The organism is Neobacillus vireti, assembly GCF_036962465.1.
Taxonomy (GTDB): Bacteria; Bacillota; Bacilli; order Bacillales; family Cytobacillaceae; genus Neobacillus; species Neobacillus vireti_B.
In genome coordinates this window covers 18159-43769 of the sequence record NZ_JBALNF010000005.1, presented here as the reverse complement: position 1 = coordinate 43769, position 25611 = coordinate 18159, and the positions used below count along the sequence as shown (strand labels likewise).

Below are 25611 nucleotides of genomic sequence, written 5' to 3'. Positions count from 1 at the left end.
ATATGTTGATATAACAAGGATTGATGTTAAAAATCGTTCGTCTTGCAGGTTAATAATACTATTGTAGGGGAAACATACTTTTTGTCGTAAAATAAGTTGATATTCGACAAAGTTCTACAATAAACTTGTTCCCGTTCATATGTTTCGTTGAATTTACCTCCTTTTTGGGTGTAATAGGAAATAATTTTTAAAATCTGGAAGTCTAGCAATACGCTTTCTTGCACAAAAGTTTATTTTTCGGTATATTTTGATGATAGAAGTGTTAAAAAGAGGCAATAATGGTTTAATGGGTTTTGCATTGTTGAGGAGGGAATATAATGGAGGAAAAATCAAAGACTTTTTATTTAACTACACCAATTTATTATCCAAGCGGGAATTTACATATTGGACATGCGTATACCACTGTTGCTGGAGATGCCATGGCTCGTTATAAGCGGATGCGCGGTTTTGATGTTATGTATCTAACAGGTACGGATGAACATGGACAAAAAATTCAGCGCAAAGCCGAGGAAAAGGGAATTACACCGCAGCAATATGTAGATGAAATTGTCGGAGGTATTAAAGACCTTTGGAATAAGCTTGATATTTCTTATGACGATTTTATTCGAACAACGGAAGATAGACATAAACAAGTAGTAGAAAAAATCTTTGCCAAACTTCTTGAGCAGGGAGACATCTATCTTGATCAGTATGAGGGGTGGTATTGTACACCTTGTGAATCCTTTTACACCGATCGCCAGCTTGTAGATGGAAACTGTCCTGATTGTGGACGTCCTGTTGAAAAGGTGAAGGAAGAATCATACTTTTTTAGAATGAGTAAGTATGTGGATAGACTTTTGCAATATTACGAGGAAAATCCAGAGTTCATTCAGCCGGAGTCCCGTAAAAATGAAATGATTAATAATTTTATCAAGCCAGGTCTTGAAGATTTAGCCGTATCAAGAACAACCTTTGACTGGGGTATCAAGGTGCCAGGTAATCCAAAACATGTGATTTATGTATGGATTGATGCGCTTTCCAATTATATTACTGCGCTAGGATATGGTACAGAGGATGACAGCAAATACAAAAAGTTTTGGCCAGCAGATGTTCATCTGGTTGGCAAGGAAATTGTCCGTTTTCACACCATTTATTGGCCGATTATGTTAATGGCTTTAGATTTACCTCTTCCTAAGAAGGTATTTGCTCATGGCTGGTTACTAATGAAAGATGGGAAAATGTCGAAATCAAAGGGTAATGTTGTTGATCCGGTTACCCTAATTGACCGTTACGGACTAGATGCTCTCCGCTACTATTTATTACGTGAAGTTCCATTTGGTGCAGATGGCGTTTTTACACCAGAGGGATTTGTCGAAAGAATTAATTTTGATTTGGCTAATGATTTAGGGAACCTATTAAACCGTACCGTTGCCATGATTGAAAAGTATTTTGCAGGTGTGATTCCGGATTATGCTGGTCCTGTTAGTGAATATGATGAATCATTACTGCAGGTTAATCGTGAAACTGTAACTAAATACGAGGAAGCTATGGAAAAAATGGAGTTTTCTGTGGCGTTAACTTCTATTTGGCAGTTAGTCAGCCGGACCAATAAATATATTGATGAAACCCAACCGTGGACATTGGCAAAAAATGAGGGACAAAAAGGTGAACTTGCTAGTGTAATGGTACACTTAGCAGAATCCTTACGACGAATTGCGATTCTTTTAAAGCCGTTTTTAACGCGTACGCCTGATGGAATCTTTGCTCAATTAGGTATTAACAAACAGGAATTAAAAACATGGGAAAGCCTTGAGGGCTTCGGCTTAATTCCAAATGGCACAAAGGTAGAAAAGGCTGCTCCGTTGTTCCCAAGATTGGAAATTGCTGAAGAAGTAGAATTCATCAAAACAAAAATGCAGGGCAGCACTCCGGTGATCGAAGAGAAGAAAGAAGAAGAGAAGCCAGAGGAGCTTGCGGAAATTTCCATCGATGACTTCATGAAAGTGGATTTACGTGTAGCTGAAGTTATTCAAGCGGAGCCTGTTAAAAAGGCAGATAAATTATTAAAGCTTCAGTTAGATTTAGGATATGAAAAGCGGCAAGTGGTTTCAGGTATTGCCCAATACTATAAGCCAGAAGAACTTGTCGGCCGTAAAGTTATTTGTATTACCAACTTAAAGCCGGTCAAACTTCGTGGGGAATTGTCTCAAGGAATGATTTTAGCTGGCTCTAAAGATGGTCAGCTTTCAATTGCAACAGTTGATCAATCGTTACCCAATGGATCAAGGGTAAAATAAAAATAGACAAAGGCGCCCGATATAGGGCGCTTTTTCTACGGGAAATGTCAGACTTTCGTGTGTCAATGTTCCACGTGGAACATTTATCCTGTTTATTAGATGATTTTTGACAATGAGATAGGAGAAGGGCACAATTGAGAGAAATATAATGAAAAGAGGAGTTTTGAATCGTATGTTATTCGACACACATGCACATCTAAATGACACTCAATTTATAGAAGACCTTGAAGAAGTGATCGGCCGGGCTGAAACTGAGGGAGTTTCGAATATGGTCATTGTAGGTTTTGATCGTCCAACAATTCAACGGGCTATGGAGTTAGTCGAACGCTATGATTTTATGTATGCCTGTGTTGGCTGGCATCCAGTGGATGCTATTGACATGACTGATGAGGACTTAACCTGGATTGAGGAATTAGCATCACACCCCAAGGTAGTCGCCATAGGGGAGATGGGCTTGGATTATCATTGGGACAAGTCTCCACGGGATATCCAGAAAGAGGTTTTTCGCAGACAAATCCGATTGGCTAAAAAGGTGAAACTTCCTATTGTCATCCATAACCGAGAAGCAACGGCGGATATAGTTGAAATTTTAAAAGAAGAAGGGGCGGATGAAGTAGGAGGGATTATGCATTGCTTTAGCGGCAGCCCAGAGGTTGCAAAAGAGTGCATCAAAATGAACTTCTATATTTCACTTGGGGGGCCAGTTACCTTTAAAAATGCTAAAAAACCAAAAGAGGTAGCGGCTGAGGTACCAATCGAAAGGCTTTTAATTGAAACAGATTGCCCATATTTGGCACCGCACCCGTATCGTGGAAAGCGAAATGAACCTAGTTATGTGAAGCTGGTTGCCGAACAAATTGCCGAAATAAAGGGCTTGACTTTTGAGGAAGTAGCTCAAGCTACGACACAAAATGCTAAGAAATTATTCGGCATAAAATGATAAAGAATTTTGTCGAAACGACAAGAAGCTTGTCCTAATTTTTTCTGATAACAAAAAGTTCTACATGTCTCCTTTTCAACATAGGATGAACGTGTCGATAAGTTTTTCTTTGCAAAGCTTCTAAGGTTGTGCATAATTAGAACTACCTTCACAGGATTAGCAAGGATTGACAGCCGGCGTATGGTTCTCTATAATCTCTCCAAAGAAAAGGAGGCGTTTTTCATCGTATTCCCAAACATGAAAAACCTGTTCCCAACGTCTTTGAGCGGGAGGTCATGGACCATCATATTTGCTAGTTTTATAGTTTTGCTTACAACTCTGGGAATTCTTTTATTTGAAGGCTCAAAGCATACTGTAGCAATGACACTAGATGGCAAGAAGATGGTTGTGAACACACATGCAGTTACCATTAAGGATCTTTTAGATGAACTGGATGTACCCCTCACGTCAAAAGATTACCTGTATCCAAGGGCAAGTACAAAGGTTAGGGATGACCTTAATGTCGTTTGGAAGCAGGCGAACATGGTTCACATTGTGAAAGACAACGAGAAAAAAACGATCTGGACTACAGCCGATACTGTGGCTGAACTCCTAAAAGAACAGAAGATTGTATTAAAGGAACACGATCAAATTTCACCAAATCCACAAACGGCAATTGAAAATAAGATGAATGTAAAGCTTAAGATTGCATTGCATCTTACATATGTGGACGGCGGAAAATCGCAAAAGGTTTGGTCCACTTCGACTACGGTCGCTGACTTTTTAACACAACAGGGCATCAAACTAAATGAATTAGACCGAGTTGAACCGTCACTAACAGATAAAATAACAGAGAATGGTGTTGTGGACGTCATTCGGGTAGAAAAGGTCACCGATGTAGTGGAAGAACCCGTTCAATTTGCCGTGGTAACGAAAAAGGATGAAAAATTGCAAAAAGGGCAGGAAAAAGTCATTGCTCCTGGAAAGCAGGGACGTGTCTCAAGACAGTACGAGGTCGTGCTTGAAAATGGCAGGGAAGTTTCAAGAAAATTGATCAACGAGCAGAATATCTTACAAAAACAGGATAAAATTGTGGCTGTCGGTACGAAGGATCTGGCGTTACAGGTTTCCCGCGGTGAAGCCCCTGATGGACAGGAGTTTTATGTGACGGCAACTGCCTATACGGCCTATTGTAATGGCTGTTCCGGACGTACAGCTACAGGTCTTAATCTTCGTGCTAATCCAAATATGAAAGTAATCGCGGTTGACCCAAGAATTATTCCACTTGGTTCAAAGGTGTATGTAGAAGGCTACGGCTACGCTGTGGCTGCCGATACAGGCGGAGCAATCAAAGGGTATATTGTTGATTTATTAATGCCATCACATGCGGATGCATACCGCTGGGGGCGTAAGAAAGTAAAGATTACAATCCTAAACTAATTACCAAGGTGCAGAGGAATGGATTCCTCTGCATTTTGCTTTTTTTCTAAAATTCTTTATACTAAACAACGAATACTTACTTTAAATTTCTTTACCAAAGCCTATATCTAAATGTATGAAATCTATCAATAATATAGACGAAGGACATTACAAAAATGTTTCAAATTTTTCATTTTTAATTTTTTTATGGAGGCATTTATTTTTACATGAAAATTAAAGAAATCATCGTCGTAGAGGGAAAAGACGATACGACAACAATAAAACGAGCAGTTGATGCTGATACAATTGAAACGAATGGATCGGCTGTCAATCAAACTACGATTGAAAAAGTAAAACGGGCCCAGGCAACACGTGGTGTCATCATCTTTACCGATCCGGACTATCCTGGTGAAAAAATCAGAAAGACAATTGCGGCGGCTGTTCCCGGCTGTAAACATGCCTTTTTGCCAAAGGAAGCAGCAATAGCAAAAAGAGGCAAGGGCCTGGGTGTAGAACATGCCAGCCCAGAGGATATTAGAGAAGCGTTAAAGGATGCGCAAATCATGCATGAGGCGATTTCAGAAGAAATTACCCAAGAGGACTTAGTAATGGCCGGCTTAATCGGCGGAGAAGGCTCTAAGGAGCGGAGAATTTTGCTAGGCAAGCTGTTGAAAATTGGTTATACAAACGGAAAACAGCTTCATAAACGATTAATGATGTTCCGGATTAGCAGACAAGAATTTGCAGAAGCATTACAGGTTTTACGACAGGAGGAAAAGAATGGATAAGGATATAGCAACACCAGTCAGAACGAGGGCAATCCTCGAAAAATATGGTTTTTCTTTTAAGAAAAGCCTGGGACAGAATTTTTTAATCGATACAAATATATTAAAGAAAATTGTTAGTTTTGCCGATTTAAGCGAAAGTTCCGGTGCCATTGAAATTGGTCCTGGTATTGGTGCGCTGACAGAACAGCTGGCACGGTCAAGCAAAAAAGTGGTTGCCTTTGAAATCGACCAAAGATTGCTGCCAATTTTACAGGATACCTTGTCACCTTATGAAAATGTAAAGGTTATACATAAGGACGTGTTAGAAGCAGATGTTCGAATGGTGATGGAAGATGAATTTCAAGGAATGAATGATATTATGGTGGTGGCCAATCTTCCTTATTATGTAACTACCCCGATTATTATGAAGCTCCTTGAAGATCGTCTCCCGATTCGCGGGATTGTTTGTATGCTGCAAAAGGAAGTGGCAGACCGAATCTCTGCCAAGCCAGGCACAAAGGAGTATGGATCGCTTTCGATTGCTATTCAATATTACACAGAGGCTGAGACCGTCATGATTGTACCAAAGACGGTATTTGTCCCGCAGCCAAATGTTGATTCTGCTGTGATTAGATTAACGAAGCGAGAGAAGCCTGCTGTTGTGGTAAAGGATGAGGATTTCTTTTTCCAAGTGACTAAGGCGAGCTTTGCGCAGCGGCGGAAAACGTTATTAAATAATTTAACTAGTCAGCTGCCAGCGGGTAAAGAGAAGAAGGAAGAGATCCTCGCGGCCTTAAGTGCAAGTGGCATTGAGCCTGTTCGCCGGGGGGAAACCCTTTCTCTAGAAGAATTTGGCCGGTTAGCAGATGAACTATATTCATACTTTCATTAATACAATGTCCTCATGATGAATTCATGAGGACATTTATTTTATCCATCGAAAAATACTCCTCCTTCAAATGTCTCATTTTTCTTAAATTTTTAACAAGGACAACTTTCCTTGCATAGCCTATGAGAGAACCCATAATTAAAAGGCCTAAGCTGGTCTTATTGGAGTGACGGGCAGTGGATATTAAGCAAATGGATATTGTCGGAAGGAAATCATATAACTGCGACATCATGTTCCGCGTTATCGATATTCAAAACATAAACAACCAGAAGGTAGCCATCCTCTACGGGGAGGATTTCCGTCTAGCTGCAGATGCACCGTACAATGATTTGGTTATCCTTAATCAAAATGAACGGGTAAAATTGCAGCAAGAATATAGAACACTTGAAGAACAGTCATTAAGGCTATTTCGGCAGGATGCTGATTTAGTGAAACATCGTCAGGAATATGAATCAACCAGCGGTTATGTTAGACCGAGCAACTATTTTCAAATTCCTGGAAAGGTTCTTCACTTGGACGGAGATCCCTCCTATTTAAAAAAGTGCATGGCAGTATACGAAAAAATTGGCATCCCTGTGGTAGGAATACACTGTAATGAGAAAGAAATGCCGGAACGAATTGGTGCCTTAATGGATCAGTATCGTCCCGATATCTTGGTTATTACTGGCCACGATGCCTATTCAAAGGCGAAGGGAAAGATGTCTGATATCAATGCTTATCGACATTCAAGACATTTCGTCCAAGCGGTCAGAGAAGCCCGAAAACGGGTTCCTCATCTAGATCAACTCGTTATCTTTGCAGGCGCCTGTCAATCTCATTTTGAGTCACTCATCCATGCAGGGGCAAACTATGCCAGTTCTCCATCAAGGATCAATATTCATGCACTCGACCCTGTTTATATCGTCGCCAAAATAAGTTTCACCCCGTTTATGGAGCGAATTAACGTCTGGGATGTATTAAGGAATACTCTAACAGGTGAAAAGGGTCTTGGAGGAATTGAAACAAGGGGTGTATTACGGACGGGTATGCCTTTTCGGCCAATTATTGATGAGAATGAATAAGTGATTAGAATAGAGGAGCTGCTAGTTTCATACTTGGCTCCCTTATTTTAATCCGTGCTTAATTTTTTTTAGATACATATTAACCTCCAAATAAGGCAACGATAACAATGTTGAAAATTAGAAGAAAAAGTAGAAGAAAAAATATTGACAATCATTTTGTTGGACTGATATAATTTATATTTTTGTTTGACAGAACTATGTCAGTGTGTTATACTTTACACAGTGAGGTGGACCGAATGCCAAAAACCTTAGCCGATATTAAAAAGGCTCTTGACACAAATTTGGGAAAAAGATTATTGCTGAAAGCCAACGGTGGACGCAGGAAAACAATCGAACGTTCAGGAGTTTTAGCTGAAACTTATCCGTCAGTTTTTGTTATTGAGTTAGATCAAGATGAAAATTCGTTTGAGCGTGTTTCATACAGCTATGCGGATGTTCTTACAGAAACAGTTCAAATTACTTTCTATGATGATGCAGCAGGACATGTAGCTTTAAGCTAGTATATAAGCAATGGGTGGCAGTAAACAAAGGTTTACTGCTTTTTGCTGTCTTTATGGTCTAAAAATCGTCATGAAAAGCAATGTTCTTTTACATACTAAGAATGCTGTGGTATGAAAGGGGTTGTTTAGATGGGCCGAAGAAGAGGGATTATGTCCCATCGTTTTAAAGAGGAGCTAGCCAAGGAACTTGGTTTTTATGATGTGGTCCAAAAAGAAGGCTGGGGCGGCATCCGTGCAAAAGATGCAGGGAATATGGTGAAGCGCGCGGTAGAACTTGCCCAGCAGCAGTTAGTTAATCAAAATCGTCAAACGTAACACATAGAATAGCACCTCCGCATTAAACAAATCTTCACCACAGCTTGGTCAGTGCAAGGAACCGAAAGGGCCGCTTTTGCACTGGCCTTTTTCTTTTTTTGAGGTGAAGTTTTTTACTTTTGTCGAAAAAGTGGCTTTTTTCGACGAAAAACGACTGATATAATTATTAAATTGGGTAGATATCTAATATCTGACGTCTTACATTTATCTTTTTGTGGTAAAATAGGACAAAATGTGGATTTTTGGAATCGTATGCAGAAGCACCCCTTGGGTGCTAAGTGGATAAAACAAAAGTAGGTGACGTAGTGAAGCTTTTGGTCAAAGCACCGGCTAAAATAAATTTAGCATTAGATGTTTTACATAAACGCCCCGATGGCTATCATGAGGTTGAAATGATCATGACCACAATTGATTTAGCGGATCGGGTTGAACTAACCCTATTAGAACAGGACAAAATACATATTCTTTCCCATAATCGCTATGTACCGGATGATCAGCGAAATCTGGCCTATCAAGCAGCTCAGCTGTTAAAGGATCGATTTGGCGTTAAAAAGGGTGTACTCATCTCAATCGAAAAAACAATTCCGGTAGCAGCTGGCTTAGCAGGAGGCAGCAGTGATGCCGCAGCCACGCTAAGGGGTCTGAATAAACTATGGGACCTTGAATTAAGTTTGGATGAATTAGCAGCGCTTGGCAGCGAAATTGGCTCGGACGTTTCTTTCTGTGTCTATGGAGGGACAGCCTTGGCAAAAGGCAGGGGTGAAATCATTACGGAACTTCCACCGCCGCCAACATGCTGGGTTATTTTAGCAAAGCCCTTTATTGGAGTCTCGACTGCCGAGGTTTATCGGCGGCTTGATTTGAGTGGAACCAAACATCCGGATATCTATGGAATGATCCAGGCCATTAAAGAACATGATTACCAGCGAGTCTGTGATAATGTCGGAAACGTTCTTGAAGGGGTGACTTTGAGTCTTCATCCAGAAGTTGCTCAAATTAAAGAACAAATGAAGCGTTTTGGGGCGGATGCGGTGTTAATGAGCGGTAGCGGGCCGACCGTATTTGGAATTGTACAGCACGATTCAAGGATGCATCGAATCTATAATGGCTTAAGGGGTTTTTGTGACCAGGTTTTTGCAGTTCGCATGCTGGGGGAACGCCATACGCTTGATTAAAAACGTACAATAATGATATTCTTTAATTAGAATATTCGGGTTCTGGGAGGGTAGTTATGAAATTTCGCCGTAGTGAACGTTTGATTGATATGACCAATTATTTATTAGACCATCCTCGCCAGCTTGTGCCGCTCACCTTTTTTGCTGATCGATACGCATCCGCAAAGTCCTCGATTAGCGAAGACTTAGCAATCGTAAAAGAAACGTTTGAACAACGGGGTATTGGCACCTTACAAACCGTACCGGGGGCTGCTGGTGGTGTAAAGTTTTTTGTAAAAGTAAGCCAGGAAAAAGCAGAACCATTTGTAAATGAACTTTGTCAGTTAATCGCCAATCCCGAACGGCTATTACCAGGCGGTTATTTATATTTAACCGATATCTTGGGAGATCCGCAGATTGTTCAGAAAGCCGGACGAATTATTGCTTCCGCCTATGCTGATACAAAAATTGATGTGGTCATGACGGTAGCCACAAAAGGAATACCTTTAGCATATGCTGTTGCCAGCCAATTAAATGTACCAGTAGTCATTGTTCGAAGAGACAGTAAAGTGACGGAAGGTCCGACGGTTAGTATTAACTATGTATCCGGGTCTGCTAAGAGGATTCAAACGATGGTACTCTCTAAAAAGAGTATGAGACAGGATTCCCGTGTCCTCATTGTAGATGATTTTATGAAAGCAGGCGGAACGGTAATGGGAATGATCAGTATGCTTGAGGAGTTTAATTCTCAGCTCGCTGGAATTGCTGTTTTAGTGGAAGATGAGAAAATACAGGAACGGTTAGTGGATGAATATTTATCGCTGGTACAACTAGCAGATGTGGATGTAAAAGAAAAAAGGATAAGTGTACAAGCGGGTAATTATTTTAATATATGGAGGGATTAACATGAAAGTTGTTCAAACTAATCAGGCACCAGCTGCAATTGGACCGTATTCTCAAGGGATTGTGGTCAATAATTTATTCTACAGTTCGGGACAAATCCCATTAACTTCAGAAGGGATTATGGTAACCGGAGATGTAAAGGAACAAACCCATCAAGTATTTAAAAATTTACAGGCCGTATTGGCTGAAGCAGGAGCATCGCTTGAAACGGTAGTAAAGGCAACTGTTTTTATTAAAAATATGGATGAGTTTGCTGACGTCAATGAAGTCTATGGCGAATATTTCTCCACTCATAAACCAGCCCGTTCTTGTGTTGAGGTAGCTCGGCTGCCAAAAGATGCATTAGTTGAAATTGAAGTTGTCGCGCTCGTGAAGTAATCCGGGCGCTTTTTATTTTAATTTAAGGCTGTGCTAATCTTGAATGTTGATTTCCGCTCCAATCAACGGGCTAAAAAATCAACAATAACTTCTTCCGCTTTTCAATTCGACGCTTTTCTACTGTACATATGATGAAAACGCTATTTTTTACAATTGTTCACGATTTTGACCTAATTTTTCAAAAAAATTTTAAAATTTGAGAAGGATAATAGAATTAATTGTTGAATTTATTTAACTAGCTTTTTATATAACAAAAGAGGGTGTGAGCACATGGAAGTAACTGACGTAAGATTACGCCGGGTTAACACGGATGGAAGAATGAGAGCGATTGCATCAATCACATTGGACAATGAATTTGTTGTTCATGATATTCGTGTTATTGACGGAAACAACGGTTTATTTGTAGCTATGCCAAGTAAACGTACTCCAGATGGAGAATTTCGTGACATTGCGCATCCAATCAATTCAGGAACACGCGGCAAAATCCAAGAGGCTGTTTTGGCTGAGTATCACCGTTTAGGTGAATTGGAAGTAGAATTTGAAGAAGCCGGAGCTTCCTAAGAATTTTAACAACTAGGGCCTTTCATCTATGTAAGGCTCTTTTTTATATTTTTTACCCCAAAACAATCTCCTCGACACATTTTCTTTTATCTAAAATTCTACATATTATGACAAAATTAGACACTTTCCTTTCATTCCTTGAAAAGCGAGCCCATTTACGTTAATATTTTTAATGGATAAAAAGGTAAATTGGAGGACTGTCCATGTCTAATCGTTATGCTGTGATTTTAGCTGCTGGGCAAGGAACGCGGATGAAATCTAAGCTTTATAAAGTTTTACACCCAGTGTGCGGTAAACCTATGGTACAACATGTAGTCGATCAAATAACGAAGCTTACTATTAAAGAGATAGTCACTATTATTGGCCATGGAGCGGAAATGGTCCAAACGCAATTAGGTGATCAAAGTCTCTATGCCTTGCAGAAAGAACAGCTGGGTACTGCTCATGCCGTGATGCAGGCTCAAGATAGTTTAATGGGAAAAGAAGGCATAACCATAGTTGTGTGCGGTGACACTCCTTTAATTAGAGCTGAAACGATGGAATCTCTATTCAAACACCATGAAAAGTTTAAGGCAAAAGCGACAATCCTTACAGCTAAAATAGATAACCCAACAGGCTATGGACGAATTATTCGTAACCAAGAGGGACTAGTCGAAAAAATCGTAGAGCATAAAGATGCCACAGAAGAAGAACGGAATATCAACGAAATAAATACAGGTACGTATTGTTTTGACAACCAGGCATTGTTTGAAGCATTAAAAAAGGTATCCAATGACAATGTTCAAGGGGAATACTATTTACCAGATGTAATTGAGATTCTGAAGAAACAAGGGGAAGTAGTTACAGCTTACCAGACAGATGAATTTGAAGAAACCCTAGGTGTAAATGACCGGGTGGCCTTAGCAGAGGCTGAACGGATTATGCGTTCCCGAATTAATGAATCGCATATGCGCAATGGGGTAACCATTATTGATCCTGCAAATACTTACATAGAAGCAGATGTTGAGATTGGGCAAGATACTGTTATCTATCCTGGAACGATGATCAAAGGTCAAGCTAAAATTGGTACGGAATGTATAATTGGTCCAAACACAGAAATTGATACTTGTGAAATTGGTGATGAAACAGTGATCCGTCAATCTGCCGCTTTTAACAGTTCGATTGGATCTCATGTAAACATTGGCCCATTTGCCCACATTCGCCCTGAATCCACCATCTTAGATGAGGTGAAAATTGGCAACTTTGTCGAAATTAAAAAGGCAGTCTTTGGTAAGGGAAGTAAGGCGTCACATCTTAGCTATATTGGTGATGCAGAGGTGGGCAGCGATGTAAACATTGGCTGCGGTTCAATCACGGTTAATTACGATGGAAAAAATAAATTTTTAACAAAAATTGAAGATGGAGTCTTTATTGGCTGCAATTCAAATTTAGTTGCTCCAGTAACAATTAAAAAGGGATCATATGTAGCTGCAGGTTCAACGATCACAAAGAATGTACCTGAGGAAGCTTTAGCGATTGCTCGTGCAAAACAGGTTAATAAAGAAGGTTACGTTCAGAAACTTAATCTTAAGAAATAAAGCTAATACAATGGAGGGCAATCATGTCAAATCAATATTTAGATCCAAGCTTAAAGGTATTTAGTTTAAACTCAAATCTGCCGCTGGCAAATGAAATTGCAAAATTTATTGGTGTAGAGCTTGGAAAATGCTCTGTAACGAGATTTAGTGATGGTGAAATTCAAATTAATATTGAAGAAAGTATCCGTGGCTGTGATGTCTATGTTATTCAATCAACGAGCTCACCAGTGAATGAAAATATCATGGAAGTACTAATCATGATTGATGCCTTAAAGAGAGCTTCAGCCAAAACCATTAATATTGTTATGCCTTATTACGGTTATGCTCGTCAAGATCGTAAAGCACGTGCCCGTGAGCCAATTACCGCTAAATTAGTGGCAAACCTGCTCGAAACAGCTGGGGCAACCCGGGTTATCTGTCTTGACCTGCATGCACCGCAAATTCAAGGCTTCTTTGAAATCCCAACTGATCATCTAATGGGTGTACCTATTTTAGCGGATTATTTTAAAAGCCGTCAATTTAATGGTGATGTGGTTATCGTTTCCCCAGACCATGGCGGTGTAACAAGAGCACGTAAAATGGCAGAACGTTTGAAGGCTCCAATTGCGATTATCGATAAACGACGTCCAAGGCCTAACGTTGCAGAGGTTATGAATATTGTCGGTAATATCGAAGGAAAGATTGCAATCTTAATCGACGATATCATTGATACGGCAGGTACGATTACCCTTGCTGCAAATGCCTTAGTAGAAAATGGGGCAAAAGAAGTTTACGCCTGCTGTACACACCCTGTATTGTCAGGGCCTGCAATTGAAAGAATTCAAAACTCAAAAATAAAAGAATTAGTGATTACCAACTCAATTGCGCTTCCTGAAGAGAAAAATATTGAAAAAATTATTCATCTTTCAGTGGCTCCATTACTGGGTGAAGCGATTATCCGTGTTCACGAAGAACAGTCCGTAAGTACACTGTTTGATTAAAAGAAAAGGGAAGCTATTCGGACCTCGTATGAAGTCTTTCAAATTTAACTTTGAAAAAATATTGTTTAGATCCTCCTATTTTAGGGCAATTTTATATAGACAGAAAAAATAGGAGGGTATTTTACCATATGAGTACTGTTTTACAAGCAAAAGAGCGAACGGAACTCCGTCATTCGGCATTGAAACAATTGCGCAATAATGGAAACATCCCTGCAGTTATTTATGGGGCAAAGGTTGAAAGCAAACCAGTGTTTGTAAGTTCGGCCGATTTAACCAAAACAATCCGAACAGTCGGCAGAAACGGGATCATCTCCCTTGATATTGATGGGAACAAGCACGATGTCATCTTGTCTGATTATCAGGAAGATTCCTTTAAAAAAGAAATCCTCCATGTTGATTTCTTAGCGGTAGACAAGTCCTCGAAAATTAACGTGCAAGTGAGACTAGCGCTAGTAGGGGAAGCAATCGGTGTAAAAGATGGCGGTGTCCTGCAGCAGTCTATTCACGAATTATCAATTACATCCACTCCGGATAATATCCCACAGGCAATAGAAGTGGATATTACAAACCTCCAAGTTGGCGAGACGGTACTGGTTGGGGATATTCCTGCCATTGGCGGCTTTACCATTAATCATGAAGATGAGGAAGTCGTTGCATCCATATTGCCTCCAAGACAGGAAGAGGAAATTAACTCTGGTGAACAACAGCAAGAGGGTCACCCTGATCATGAAGAGGGAAGAGAGACCACTCCAGTCGGTGAAGAATAAATACGAGACGTAACCTATTTAAGGTTACGTCTTTTAACGCATAATTATGGAAATCATGTTATTATGGGAGAATGACGATGTTCCGAAAAATTTTTAAAAGGATGACTAAACCGGAAGAGGTGGGAACACAGATGAAATTAATCGTAGGTTTAGGTAACCCTGGGAAGCAATACGATCAGACAAGACATAATATTGGCTTTGAGGTAATCGATGCACTTTCCGAACAATTCTCGATCCCGTTAAATCAGTCAAAATTTAAGGGGATGTATGGAATTGGGCTTCATAACGGGGAAAAGGTATTACTATTAAAACCTTTAACCTATATGAACTTATCAGGGGAATCAATTAGGGCCGTAATGGATTATTATCAGATAGAGTTAGAGGATTTATTAGTCATTTATGATGACCTTGACTTGCCTGTTGGTAAAATAAGACTCCGCCAAAAAGGAAGCCCAGGAGGCCATAACGGAATCAAGTCAACTGTTGCCCATTTAGGGACACAAGAGTTTAATCGAATCCGGATTGGCATTGACAGGCCAACTCCAGGAATGAGCGTGCCAGATTATGTCCTAGGACGTTTTCATGTCGAGGAAAGACCTTTTACTCAAGATGCAGTCAAGAGAAGTGCGGAGGCCTGTGCAGCCTGGCTGCAGAAACCATTCTTACAGGTTATGAATGAATATAATCAATAATCGTTCATGATACAAGTCTTTTATTCATACATTGAAGAAAAACATGTGTTACTTTCTCTGTTTAATCTAGTGAATAACTTCCACTTGCCAGGTTAATACTAGTAGTGGAATCCTAGATTAGGGAGGGACAGGCATGGCCATCCATTATCATTGCCGTCATTGTGGTACAAAACTTGGTTCAATTGAACAAACATCGATTCATTCAGAAACACTAGGCCTTCATAAATTAACGGATCAAGAAAGACAGGAAATGGTTTCATATGAACCGACTGGTGATATTCGTATCACGGCCATATGCGAAGATTGTCAGGAAGCATTAGAACGAAACCCTGATTACCATCAATACGATTTCCTTATTCATTGATATAGTTGTAAAAAACTCTACTTAGATAATAGTCTAGCTTAGCGCTTTTCGCGGCTAGTTTGCGCCGCTGACCGGGCGCTTCCGCTATTCTACTCAGCTTTGGAAGCTCTCCAAAGCGTTTTTCTGTTTAGAAATTTACTCATATAAATATTGTTTTAATATAATTATTTTTTAGGAAGGGAGGAGAAACCTTGAATGGTTTAAAATCAATATTTTTAAAACAGGAAGATGTTCACTCCATTATTGCCGGTATTGAAGAAGGATTAAAAGAACAACTGGTTGCAGGCCTTTCAGGATCATCACGTACAGTTCTAACTGCGTCAGTTTATGAAAAGATGAACAGGCCGATCATGCTTGTGACCCATAATCTACTACAAGCTCAAAAGCTCTATGATGATCTTGTCAATCTATTAAGTGAAAAGGAAGTCTTTCTTTTTCCAGCTAATGAGTTAATAGCCGCCGAGCTCAGTATCGCCAGCCCGGAATTAAAAGCGCAACGAATTGATGCCCTTAACTATTGGAGCAGACAAAATAAAGGGGTTTTAATTGTTCCAATTGCAGGTTTGAAAAAGATTGTTCCTCCTAAATCACTATGGCAGCAATATCAGCTGTCGCTAAAGCTAGGAGAAGACATCCATATTGAAAAGATGTTAAACACCTTTGTTAAAATGGGTTATGTCCGGTCTGAAATGGTAACAACTCCGGGAGAATTTAGTGTAAGGGGTGGAATTATTGATATCTATCCTCTTACGGAAGCGGATCCACTGCGGATTGAACTATTTGATACAGAAATAGATTCCATCCGTTATTTCTCCCTTGATGATCAGCGATCTAAAGAAAAGATTCAAGAGGTATTAATTGGACCAGCAAGCGAAATCATTCTTGAAGCTGAAAACTATACCCGAATGATTGAGAAGCTTGAAGAAGGATTAGCTTTATCATTACGGAAACTAAAAGATGATAAAGCAAAAATGCAGCTTAGTCAAAACCTCAGCTATGAACTTGAACAGTTAAAGAATGGCCAAAAGCCAGACCAAGTCTATAAATATTTATCCTTAGCTTACGATCGGCCTACTAGTCTACTAGACTATCTGCCAAGTAATGGACTTGTGTTTGTAGATGAAATTAGCAGAGTTCAAGAGATGAATGATTCCCTTGTAAAAGAAGAAGCAGAGTGGTATACAGGGTTACTTTCTGAAGGGAAGATTATTCACGATCTACATATTTCTCATGACTTACAGGCCATGCTGCAACGAAAAGAATTCCCGCTTCTCTATATGTCATTATTTTTGCGCCATGTAGCCAATACAAGCCCGCAAAATATAGTTAATATTACTTGTAAACAAATGCAAAATTTCCATGGTCAAATGCATGTTTTAAAAGCAGAAATCGACAGGTGGAAAAAAGGGAACTATTGCATTCTATTTTTAGGCCCGGATGAAGACCGAGTAAAAAAATTAGAACGGGTTCTAGAGGATTATGAAATCAGCGCAAGCATGATAAAAGGTGATCAACCGCTTGTACCAGGTAAAGTCCAGATCATGCAAGGAAATCTTCATGCAGGATTTGAACTCTCGATTCAAAAAATTGCTGTCATCACCGAGGAAGAATTATTTAATAAACGCGTCAAAAAATCAACCAGCCGGCAGAAATTATCGAATGCTGAACGGATAAAAAGTTACTCCGAGTTAAAAATTGGTGACTATGTTGTTCATGTTAATCATGGAATCGGCAAATATTTAGGAATCGAAACGCTCGTTATTAATGGTATCCATAAAGATTACTTGCATATCCGCTACCAAGGATCAGATAAACTCTACGTCCCAGTGGAACAAATTGACCTGGTTCAAAAATATGTAGGATCAGAAGGAAAAGAGCCAAAGGTTTATAAACTCGGCGGCACTGATTGGAAAAAGGTCAAGAAGAAGGTTGAATCATCTGTACAAGATATCGCTGATGACCTGATTAAGCTATATGCAGAGCGGGAAGCGGCAGTTGGTTATGCCTTTTCACCTGATGGGGACCTGCAGCGGGAATTTGAAACTTCCTTTGCCTATCAAGAAACAGAAGATCAGCTGCGCTCAATTCATGAAATTAAAAAGGACATGGAAAGACCTCGTCCGATGGATCGTCTCCTTTGTGGTGACGTCGGTTACGGCAAAACAGAAGTGGCCATCCGTGCCGCATTTAAATCAATTGCAGATGGCAAACAGGTAGCCTTTCTGGTGCCAACGACGATTTTGGCACAGCAGCACTTTGAAACACTTAGAGAGCGTTTTCAGGATTATCCGATTAATATCGGCTTATTAAGCCGGTTCCGTACAAAAAAACAGCAGACAGAAACGATTAAGGGCTTAAAAGCAGGTACAGTTGATATTGTTGTCGGCACTCATCGTCTGCTATCAAAGGATATTATCTATCGCGATTTAGGCCTATTGATTGTCGATGAAGAACAGAGGTTTGGTGTTACACATAAAGAGAAGATCAAAAAGTTGAAGACAAATGTGGATGTGTTAACCTTAACGGCTACACCAATTCCAAGGACACTCCATATGTCGATGCTTGGCGTGCGTGATTTATCGGTTATCGAAACACCACCGGAAAACCGCTTTCCAGTACAAACATATGTTATGGAGTATAATGGTTCATTGGTAAGAGAAGCGATTGAACGTGAGCTTGCCAGGGACGGACAAGTATTCTTTTTATATAACCGGGTTGAAGATATTGAACGTAAGGCTGAAGAAATTTCCATGCTTGTACCAGATGCCCGCGTAACGTTTGCACATGGACAAATGACGGAGAATGAACTGGAATCTGTGATGATTGGTTTCCTGGCCGGGGAATTTGATGTACTCGTGAGTACGACTATTATCGAAACGGGTGTTGACATCCCAAATGTAAATACGTTAATTGTTTTTGACGCAGACCGAATGGGCCTTTCCACACTTTATCAACTGCGTGGCCGGGTAGGCAGATCCAACCGTGTTGCCTATGCCTATTTTACCTACCGAAAGGATAAGGTCTTAACGGAAGTTGCAGAAAAGCGTCTTCAAGCGATTAAGGAATTTACAGAGTTAGGTTCCGGATTCAAAATCGCGATGCGGGACTTATCTATTCGCGGAGCAGGAAACCTATTAGGAGCACAGCAACATGGATTTATTGATTCCGTAGGATTTGACCTTTATTCACAAATGCTCAAGGAAGCAATTGAAGAGCGGAAGGGCGACCTTGGCGGAGAAGTAAAAAAATCCATTGAAATTGATCTGGAAATCGATGCTTATATTCCTGATACGTATATTAAAGATGGGCATCAGAAGATTGAGATGTATAAACGATTTAGAGGGGCAGATAGTCTTGAGGAAATCGAAGAGCTTCAATCGGAGATGATTGATCGTTTTGGCGAATATCCGGTAGAAGTGGATTATCTTTTTCAAATTGCCGAAATCAAGGTTTATGCTTTGTTAAATGGTGTTGAGCAAATTAAACAATTGAAACAAGAGGTCACCATCCTGGTTAATGAGCAGGTTACTGGCAATATTGATGGTAGTAAAATATTCCACATAGGCAACCAGTTTGGCAGAAATATTATTCCTGGGATGGAAGGCTCTAAGTTAAAAATCATGATTAAGACCAAAGAGTATGAAACAGCAGAGTGGCTTCATGCTGTCCGGGAAATGGTCAAAGGAATACCATTGGCAAAAAGGGGCCAAGGAAATCCTGTGAATTAGTGGTAAATTCGCATCTCCTTTGAAAATAACTAGTCCGATTTACCCACTATTTATATCCATAAATGTGATATTTCTCTTATATGTGAAAAAATATTATGTTTGTGAATAGAACTTTCCAGATGAAAGATACTAATTTCAAAGCTGGTGATGATTAACATCATTGCCAAGTTAGTAAAATCATCAGATGAAAGTGAGGCAACATTGGATGAAAGCAACTGGAATTGTTCGTCGAATCGATGATTTGGGTCGTGTTGTTATTCCTAAAGAAATACGCAGAACTTTGCGTATCCGCGAAGGGGATCCGTTAGAGATATTTGTTGATCGAGACGGAGAAGTCATTTTAAAAAAATATTCACCAATCAGCGAGCTAAGCGATTTTGCCAAAGAATATGCAGAAGCCCTATTTGATAGCCTCGGTAATCCTGTTTTAATTTGTGATAGAGATACGTATATTGCAGTAGCTGGTGGATCGAAAAAAGATTATTTAAATAAGAACATCAGTGAGTTAGTTGAAAAAACGATGGAAGAACGAAATTCCGTTCTACATACACAGCAAGGTGAAATGGCATTAATAGAAGGAAATAACGAAGCGGTCTCATCGTACACCATTGGACCTATCATTGCAAACGGGGACCCAATAGGTGGAGTGATTATCTTTTCTAAAGAAGGTACTCTTGGTGAAGTAGAGCAAAAAGCAGTAGAGACTGCTGCTGGATTCCTCGCACGACAAATGGAGTCTTAATAAAGGACTGATAATTTATAAAAAAGAAGGTGTCCCAAAAGTATAACTTTTAGGAGCACCTTCTTTTTTATTCATTAGACTAGTCTGTTGATTTCCGCTCCAGGCACGAGCGGTTTGCGGGGCCTCCCCGTCGCTACGCTCCTGTGGGATCTCCCCTGCCCCATACTCCTGAAGGAGTCTTCGCGCCTTCCACTCAAATCAACAGAGTGTTCAAAAATTATTCATCAACCACTTTTGGGTCAGCCTCTTTTTTATATGCTATAATACCTTGGAGTTTTAATAAGCAGGTGAGAAAATGCAAAAATCCATAAAACAATCAAAAGCCGTCTTTAAAGGGGCCTTCATTTTAACCATTGCGGCGATTGTTACAAAAATCTTAAGTGCCTTTTATCGAATTCCTTTTCAAAATATTGTTGGGGATGTCGGTTTTTACATATATCAGCAAGTTTACCCGTTTTACGGCATGGCTGTAGTTCTGTCTACAACTGGCTTTCCAGTGGTTATCTCTAAGCTTTATGCAGAGCAAAAGGAAAAAGGAGACGCTGTACGGTCCCGCTTGCTTTTATTTGCCTCGTACCTCTTTTTACAGGTTTTTGGGATCATTTGTTTTTTAATTCTTTATCTTGGCGCTGAAGAAATTGCCGATGGAATGAACGACTCACATTTAACCATTTTACTAAGAGTCGTCGCCATTGTGTTTTTAACCTTTCCCATCAGCTCTTTGTTAAGAGGATATTATCAAGCAGTCGGCAATATGGTCCCAACAGCTCTATCACAAGTCGGGGAACAATCGATTCGAGTGCTGACGATTATCCTTTTGTCTTCGATTTTTATGAACAAAGGCCTGTCATTGTACTTCGTCGGGGGCGGGGCGATGTTTGGCTCTATCACCGGGAGTATCATTTCCGCTATCATTCTGTTTATGTTTTTACGGATTCGTAAAGAATGGAAAATAATACAGCCAGTTAAAGGGATGTATCAAAATTATAAAAAGGAAATAGGTGCTATTTGGAAGGCGCTCTTTTTTCAAGGATTGATGATTTGTATAAGTGGAATGCTGATGATCTTTACCCAGTTGGCTGATTCACTTAATCTTTATTCCTTGCTAGTTGCGAATGGAATGGAAGCAGAATTAGCCAAAAGTGTTAAAGGGGTCTTTGACCGCGGTCAGCCATTAATCCAATTAGGAACCGTTGCCGCAACATCCATGTCACTAACCCTTGTGCCGCTGATCACCCGCGCACGTTTAACATCTAAGCCAGTGGAATTGCATAAACATATTCAATTAGCGTTAAAGGTTAGTATTGTTGTTGGTGCCGGGGCTTCAGCAGGACTTTGGGCCATTATCGAGCCTACTAACATGATGCTGTTTGAAAATAAGTCAGGATCAGCTGTTTTGGGGATGCTTAGTTTTGTGATTTTCTTTACATCGGTTATCTTAACAATCATTGCCATCATGCAGGGAATGGGAAAGGTATGGTATCCAGCCTTTGCTGTGATCATGGTGTTTCCGGTAAAATATCTATTAAATGCTTTGTTTATACCGTTAATAGGAATTAGGGGAGCGGCAGTTTCCTCGCTTATTTCATTAGCAATCGTTACACTAATCTTATTGGTGGGATTTAGAAAAATCGCTGCTGGCAGAATATTCATCAATGGATTCTTAAGAACGGCACTGACAGCAACAATGAGTATGGTCCTGTTTTTAAAAGGTTATCTATACATAACAGATTATTTCTTTGTTTATTTTGAAATGGAGCGGCTGGGCGCCGCGATGCAATCGCTAAGCGCAGTAGTAATGGGTGGTTTTTTGTTTTTGCTGATTATAATTCGCGGCGGTATTTTTCGTGAAGAAGAACTGGCATTATTTCCGCTTGGCAGCAAATTCATTCATTTATTAGCACGGAAGGATAGGAGTGAACGTGGTGAAAGAAATTGAGATACTAGGATTGGGTGCTGGCGACTTAGAACAGCTGCCTGTTGGGGTATATAGGAAAATATTAAAGGCAAACCGCCTTTTCTTACGGACAAAAGAGCATCCAGTTGTCACTAGCCTTGAAAAAGAAGGTCTAACTTATGTTTCATTTGATGGTGTCTATGAAAAACATGATCAGTTTGAAGCTGTTTATGAAGAAATTGTTCAAACCTTGCTGCAGGAGGCAATAACGGAAACGGTTATTTACGCTGTTCCCGGGCATCCACTGGTTGCGGAGCGAACGGTTCAGCTTCTGCTGGAATATGGTCCCGAAAAAGGGATCCACATCACTATTGGCGGAGGACAGAGCTTTTTAGATGCCATTTTTGCTTCATTAAAGATTGACCCGGTTGAAGGGTTTCAACTGCTTGATGGTACAGCACTCTTGGCCAGCCAGCTGCAGCTGGAGCAGCATATGTTTATCAGCCAGGTTTATGATCAATTTATCGCATCAGAAGTTAAACTTACCTTAATGGAAAAGCTGCCAGATGACTATGAGGTTTATATTGTGACAGCTGCTGGAAGCAGTCAGGAATCCATTGAAAAAGTTGCCTTGTATGAATTGGACCGAAAAGTAACCGTTAATAATTTAACTTCTGTTTATGTTCCTCCTGTTAAGGATGAGCAAATACTGTTGAAGAATTTTGCAAAGCTTCGTGAGATTATTGCCGTCTTAAGGAGTCCTGAAGGTTGTCCTTGGGATAAGGAACAAACGCATGAAACGTTAAAACGATACTTAATTGAAGAAACCTATGAAGTCATAGAGGCGATTAATAGTGGTGATATTGATCAATTAGTCGAGGAGTTGGGTGATGTACTGCTTCAAGTCATGCTTCATGCCCAAATAGGCGAGGATGATGGATACTTTTCCATTGATGATATTATCGAGGGGCTGTCAGAGAAAATGATTCGCAGGCATCCGCATGTGTTTGGGAATAGGAAGGCGGATACTGCGGAACAAGTGGTTCAGAACTGGCAGGAAATCAAGCAGCAGGAAAAAGGAGAGCAGCCGCATGCCTCCCTATTAGAGGGTGTTTCATTGGCACAGCCAAATTTACTTCGCGCCTATGAACTGCAAAAAAAAGCGGCAAAGGCTGGCTTTGATTGGAAGGAAATTCGACCAGCGCTCGAGAAAGTGAAAGAAGAGCTGGATGAATTTGTGAATGAGCTTGATGGAACAGAGGAAGGACTTCTCCTTGCTAAAAAGGAATTCGGCGACCTGCTGTTTGCTTTTGTGAATGTGGCGAGATTTTTAAACATTCATCCGGAAGAAGCCTTATTTGAAACAAATGAAAAGTTTATCCGAAGGTTTCGGTATGTTGAAGAAAAGGTAAAGAATAGTGGTCGGTCATTTGAAGAGCATACACTTGAACAGCTCGATCAATACTGGGATGAAGCGAAGGAAAAGGGATTATAAAAGAGGGGGGAAGTACAAATGCGCTTAGATAAGTTTTTAAAGGTTTCACGAATCATAAAGAGAAGGACTTTGGCGAAAGAAGTTTCTGATCAAGGCAGAATTGAAATTAATGGTAAAGAGGCAAAGGCCAGCTCCACGGTTAAAGTAGGCGATGAATTAACCATCCGCCTTGGGCAGCGGAAAATAACTGCCCGAATTGATCGAATTCAAGAAACATCCCGTAAGGAAGAAGCCGCGGAAATGTATACGATTTTAAAAGAAGAGAAGCTGGGCTCTCAAGACCCCTTTTAGGTAACGGTTCTAATTTACCTATCCCTCACATAAAAATGTACAAAAGGGTTGTACAAATGATTGTGAGGGATGAAAGATGAGCCAATATTATGATAGCAATCCACCAAAAAGCAGTGTTCCTGACCATGATGTCATTATGAGAGGAAGAAAGCTGCTTGATATTACCGGAGTAAAACAAGTAGAAAGCTTTGATAATGAGGAATTCCTATTAGAAACAGTAATGGGGTTTTTAGCCATCAAAGGACAAAACCTACAAATGAAGAATTTGGATGTCGAAAAAGGGATTGTCTCCATTAAGGGAAAAATATTTGACTTAGTTTATCTGGATGAACAGCATGGGGAGAAAGCTAAAGGCTTCTTTAGCAAGTTATTCAAATGACCCTATCAACACAATTCCTTACCATGCTCTCCATGATTGGCATGGGGTCATTGTTTGGCGCCATGTTTGATACGTATCAACGGTTTTTAAATCGTCCAAAACAAAAAGCTTGGATTGTCTTCATAAATGATATTTTATTTTGGGTTATTCAAGCTTTAATTATTTTCTATACTTTATTCATAGTAAACAGTGGAGAATTGCGTTTTTACATCTTCATTGCACTTCTTTGCGGATTTGCCGCCTACCAGGCATTGTTAAAAGGTATTTACCTTCATCTCTTAGAGATGGGGATTCGATCGGTTATCGCCATTTATAAATTTATAACCAAGATGATTCAAATGTTGATTTATAAACCTGTCGTTGGTTTTATTCAGCTATTGATTATGATCATTCTCGCACTTGGCAGGGGACTAATCACCCTTGTCAAATTTGTTTATAAGGTTTTACTGTTCATACTGAAAATTGTTGTATTTCCAGTGCAGAAAATATTGTTGTTATTTTGGAAACTTTTGCCGAAAGGTATTAAAAAAACCGTCGAGAAGTTATATAATAAAACGGCAGGAAATTTAAAGGAAATAATGAATTATATTAATAAATGGCGAGATAAATGGAAAAAGAAAAAAGAGTAAGGAGGTTTTACGGGGAATGGGAGCAGATTTAAAAAGAAATGTATCTAAAATTCAGACAACCTATGTGGAGAAGCAAGAATACGCCGAGATTGCCTCAAGCAGGAAAAGAAGATTAGTGCTAAGACGTTTATCGGTGTTTTTTGTTTTTGCTAGCTTGCTAACCTATTTGATGATTTCAAATCACATTTCCCAAACCGCTAAACTCGATGCTAAACTGGCGCAAAAGAAAAAGCTTGATCATCAGCTTGCAGATTTGAAAAAACAGGAATCGATTCTTAAAGAAAATATTATTAAATTAAATGATGATGATTATATAGGAAAGTTAGCGAGAAAAGAGTATTTTTTCTCGAAAAAGGATGAAGTTATTTTTAATATTCCTGATGACAGTAAAGAAAATTGACCCAGCTGTGCGAGTTATTGACACTGATTTTTTAGTTTCTGTATAATATATAAAAAGTTTGATTTTTTGAAAATTTAAGGAGGAACATTCTTTTTATGTCAATTGAAGTAGGCAGCAAGTTACAAGGAAAGGTAACAGGGATAACTAATTTCGGAGCGTTTGTGGAGCTGCCGGATGGATCAACAGGACTTGTACACATCAGTGAGGTTGCGGACAATTATGTAAAAGATATTAACGACCATTTAAAGGTTGGCGACCAAGTTGAGGTTAAAGTCCTTAATGTTGAGAAAGATGGAAAAATAGGCTTATCGATTAAAAAGGCAAAGGATCGGCCAGAGCCTGAAAAAAAGCAATATTCACAATCGCAACGCCCTCGTCAAAACCGTTCAAACGATCGTAATAACAATAAAGGGGAAACCTTTGAGTCTAAAATGGCCAAATTCCTAAAAGATAGTGAGGATCGTTTAACTTCCTTAAAACGCCATACGGAATCCAAGCGTGGAGGAAGAGGAGCTAGACGGGGTTAAC

The 25611-nt window shown here is 39.8% G+C and carries 26 protein-coding genes; all 26 read left to right on the top strand.

The annotated features are described in order from the left end of the window. The first annotated feature begins 317 nt into the window (after positions 1-317). The 26 genes from metG (at position 318) to V7077_RS02380 (ending at position 25610) form a co-directional block, all read left to right on the top strand. Positions 318-2276, top strand: a complete 1959-nt coding sequence (gene metG, locus V7077_RS02505) for a methionine--tRNA ligase (RefSeq protein WP_335498262.1) — start codon at positions 318-320, stop codon at positions 2274-2276. Between the two features lie 172 nt (positions 2277-2448). Further along, positions 2449-3216 (top strand): TatD family hydrolase, encoded by a 768-nt coding sequence (locus V7077_RS02500; protein ID WP_335498261.1) that lies wholly within the window; start codon positions 2449-2451, stop codon positions 3214-3216. A 237-nt stretch (positions 3217-3453) separates the two neighbouring features. Beyond that, the gene (locus V7077_RS02495) at positions 3454-4635 is read left to right on the top strand and encodes a ubiquitin-like domain-containing protein (protein ID WP_335498273.1); all 1182 of its coding nucleotides are present in this window, start codon (positions 3454-3456) and stop codon (positions 4633-4635) included. Between the two features lie 206 nt (positions 4636-4841). After that, on the top strand, positions 4842-5402 hold the full coding sequence (gene rnmV / locus V7077_RS02490) for a ribonuclease M5 (RefSeq protein ID WP_335498260.1): 561 nt from the start codon (positions 4842-4844) through the stop codon (positions 5400-5402). Further along, a complete protein-coding gene (rsmA, locus tag V7077_RS02485; protein WP_335498259.1) occupies positions 5395-6273 on the top strand; it encodes a 16S rRNA (adenine(1518)-N(6)/adenine(1519)-N(6))-dimethyltransferase RsmA in 879 nt (292 codons plus the stop codon). The genes rnmV and rsmA overlap by 8 nt, the downstream gene beginning before the upstream one ends. Positions 6274-6446: 173 nt before the next feature. Further along, positions 6447-7331, top strand: a complete 885-nt coding sequence (yabG, locus tag V7077_RS02480) for a sporulation peptidase YabG (RefSeq protein WP_335498258.1) — start codon at positions 6447-6449, stop codon at positions 7329-7331. Between the two features lie 236 nt (positions 7332-7567). Further along, positions 7568-7831 (top strand): biofilm formation stimulator Veg, encoded by a 264-nt coding sequence (gene veg, locus V7077_RS02475; protein WP_007084178.1) that lies wholly within the window; start codon positions 7568-7570, stop codon positions 7829-7831. 129 nt (positions 7832-7960) lie between these two features. Next, positions 7961-8146 carry a small, acid-soluble spore protein, alpha/beta type gene (locus V7077_RS02470; RefSeq protein WP_215045712.1) on the top strand — a complete coding sequence of 62 codons (186 nt, stop codon included), beginning with the start codon at positions 7961-7963 and terminating at the stop codon, positions 8144-8146. A 305-nt stretch (positions 8147-8451) separates the two neighbouring features. Next, positions 8452-9321, top strand: a complete 870-nt coding sequence (gene ispE, locus V7077_RS02465) for a 4-(cytidine 5'-diphospho)-2-C-methyl-D-erythritol kinase (RefSeq protein ID WP_335498272.1) — start codon at positions 8452-8454, stop codon at positions 9319-9321. A gap of 56 nt (positions 9322-9377) precedes the next feature. Then, entirely contained in the window at positions 9378-10205 is an 828-nt protein-coding gene (purR, locus tag V7077_RS02460; RefSeq protein ID WP_335498257.1) for a pur operon repressor, read from the top strand. 1 nt (position 10206) lies between these two features. Beyond that, on the top strand, positions 10207-10581 hold the full coding sequence (gene ridA / locus V7077_RS02455) for a 2-iminobutanoate/2-iminopropanoate deaminase (RefSeq protein WP_335498256.1): 375 nt from the start codon (positions 10207-10209) through the stop codon (positions 10579-10581). A gap of 270 nt (positions 10582-10851) precedes the next feature. Next, positions 10852-11142 carry a septation regulator SpoVG gene (spoVG, locus tag V7077_RS02450; protein ID WP_003347151.1) on the top strand — a complete coding sequence of 97 codons (291 nt, stop codon included), beginning with the start codon at positions 10852-10854 and terminating at the stop codon, positions 11140-11142. Between the two features lie 203 nt (positions 11143-11345). Next, the gene (gene glmU, locus V7077_RS02445) at positions 11346-12719 is read left to right on the top strand and encodes a bifunctional UDP-N-acetylglucosamine diphosphorylase/glucosamine-1-phosphate N-acetyltransferase GlmU (RefSeq protein ID WP_335498255.1); all 1374 of its coding nucleotides are present in this window, start codon (positions 11346-11348) and stop codon (positions 12717-12719) included. Between the two features lie 23 nt (positions 12720-12742). After that, positions 12743-13699 (top strand): ribose-phosphate diphosphokinase, encoded by a 957-nt coding sequence (locus V7077_RS02440; protein ID WP_335498254.1) that lies wholly within the window; start codon positions 12743-12745, stop codon positions 13697-13699. A 128-nt stretch (positions 13700-13827) separates the two neighbouring features. Continuing rightward, positions 13828-14466: a 50S ribosomal protein L25/general stress protein Ctc gene (locus V7077_RS02435; RefSeq protein WP_335498253.1), complete on the top strand. Its 639-nt coding sequence runs from the start codon at positions 13828-13830 to the stop codon at positions 14464-14466. Positions 14467-14597: 131 nt separating this feature from the next. Continuing rightward, positions 14598-15158, top strand: coding sequence for an aminoacyl-tRNA hydrolase (gene pth, locus V7077_RS02430; RefSeq protein ID WP_335498252.1), 561 nt, complete (start codon positions 14598-14600; stop codon positions 15156-15158). Between the two features lie 133 nt (positions 15159-15291). Then, positions 15292-15522 (top strand): anti-sigma-F factor Fin family protein, encoded by a 231-nt coding sequence (locus V7077_RS02425; RefSeq protein WP_335498251.1) that lies wholly within the window; start codon positions 15292-15294, stop codon positions 15520-15522. Positions 15523-15713: 191 nt separating this feature from the next. Beyond that, complete coding sequence (gene mfd, locus V7077_RS02420; RefSeq protein WP_335498250.1) at positions 15714-19250, top strand: transcription-repair coupling factor; 3537 nt, start codon at positions 15714-15716, stop codon at positions 19248-19250. A 205-nt stretch (positions 19251-19455) separates the two neighbouring features. Beyond that, complete coding sequence (spoVT, locus tag V7077_RS02415; protein ID WP_335498249.1) at positions 19456-19992, top strand: stage V sporulation protein T; 537 nt, start codon at positions 19456-19458, stop codon at positions 19990-19992. A 295-nt stretch (positions 19993-20287) separates the two neighbouring features. Beyond that, positions 20288-21931 (top strand): putative polysaccharide biosynthesis protein, encoded by a 1644-nt coding sequence (locus V7077_RS02410; RefSeq protein WP_335498248.1) that lies wholly within the window; start codon positions 20288-20290, stop codon positions 21929-21931. Beyond that, positions 21915-23384: a nucleoside triphosphate pyrophosphohydrolase gene (gene mazG / locus V7077_RS02405; RefSeq protein WP_335498271.1), complete on the top strand. Its 1470-nt coding sequence runs from the start codon at positions 21915-21917 to the stop codon at positions 23382-23384. Before V7077_RS02410 ends, mazG begins: the two co-directional genes overlap by 17 nt. Before the next feature lie 18 nt (positions 23385-23402). Then, a complete protein-coding gene (locus tag V7077_RS02400; protein WP_335498247.1) occupies positions 23403-23675 on the top strand; it encodes an RNA-binding S4 domain-containing protein in 273 nt (90 codons plus the stop codon). A gap of 76 nt (positions 23676-23751) precedes the next feature. Next, complete coding sequence (gene yabP, locus V7077_RS02395; RefSeq protein ID WP_335498246.1) at positions 23752-24054, top strand: sporulation protein YabP; 303 nt, start codon at positions 23752-23754, stop codon at positions 24052-24054. Next, complete coding sequence (yabQ, locus tag V7077_RS02390; protein WP_335498245.1) at positions 24051-24683, top strand: spore cortex biosynthesis protein YabQ; 633 nt, start codon at positions 24051-24053, stop codon at positions 24681-24683. The genes yabP and yabQ overlap by 4 nt, the downstream gene beginning before the upstream one ends. Before the next feature lie 16 nt (positions 24684-24699). After that, a complete protein-coding gene (locus V7077_RS02385; protein ID WP_335498244.1) occupies positions 24700-25083 on the top strand; it encodes an FtsB family cell division protein in 384 nt (127 codons plus the stop codon). Positions 25084-25178: 95 nt separating this feature from the next. Then, positions 25179-25610 (top strand): S1 domain-containing RNA-binding protein, encoded by a 432-nt coding sequence (locus tag V7077_RS02380; protein ID WP_335498243.1) that lies wholly within the window; start codon positions 25179-25181, stop codon positions 25608-25610. Position 25611: the final 1 nt, after the last annotated feature.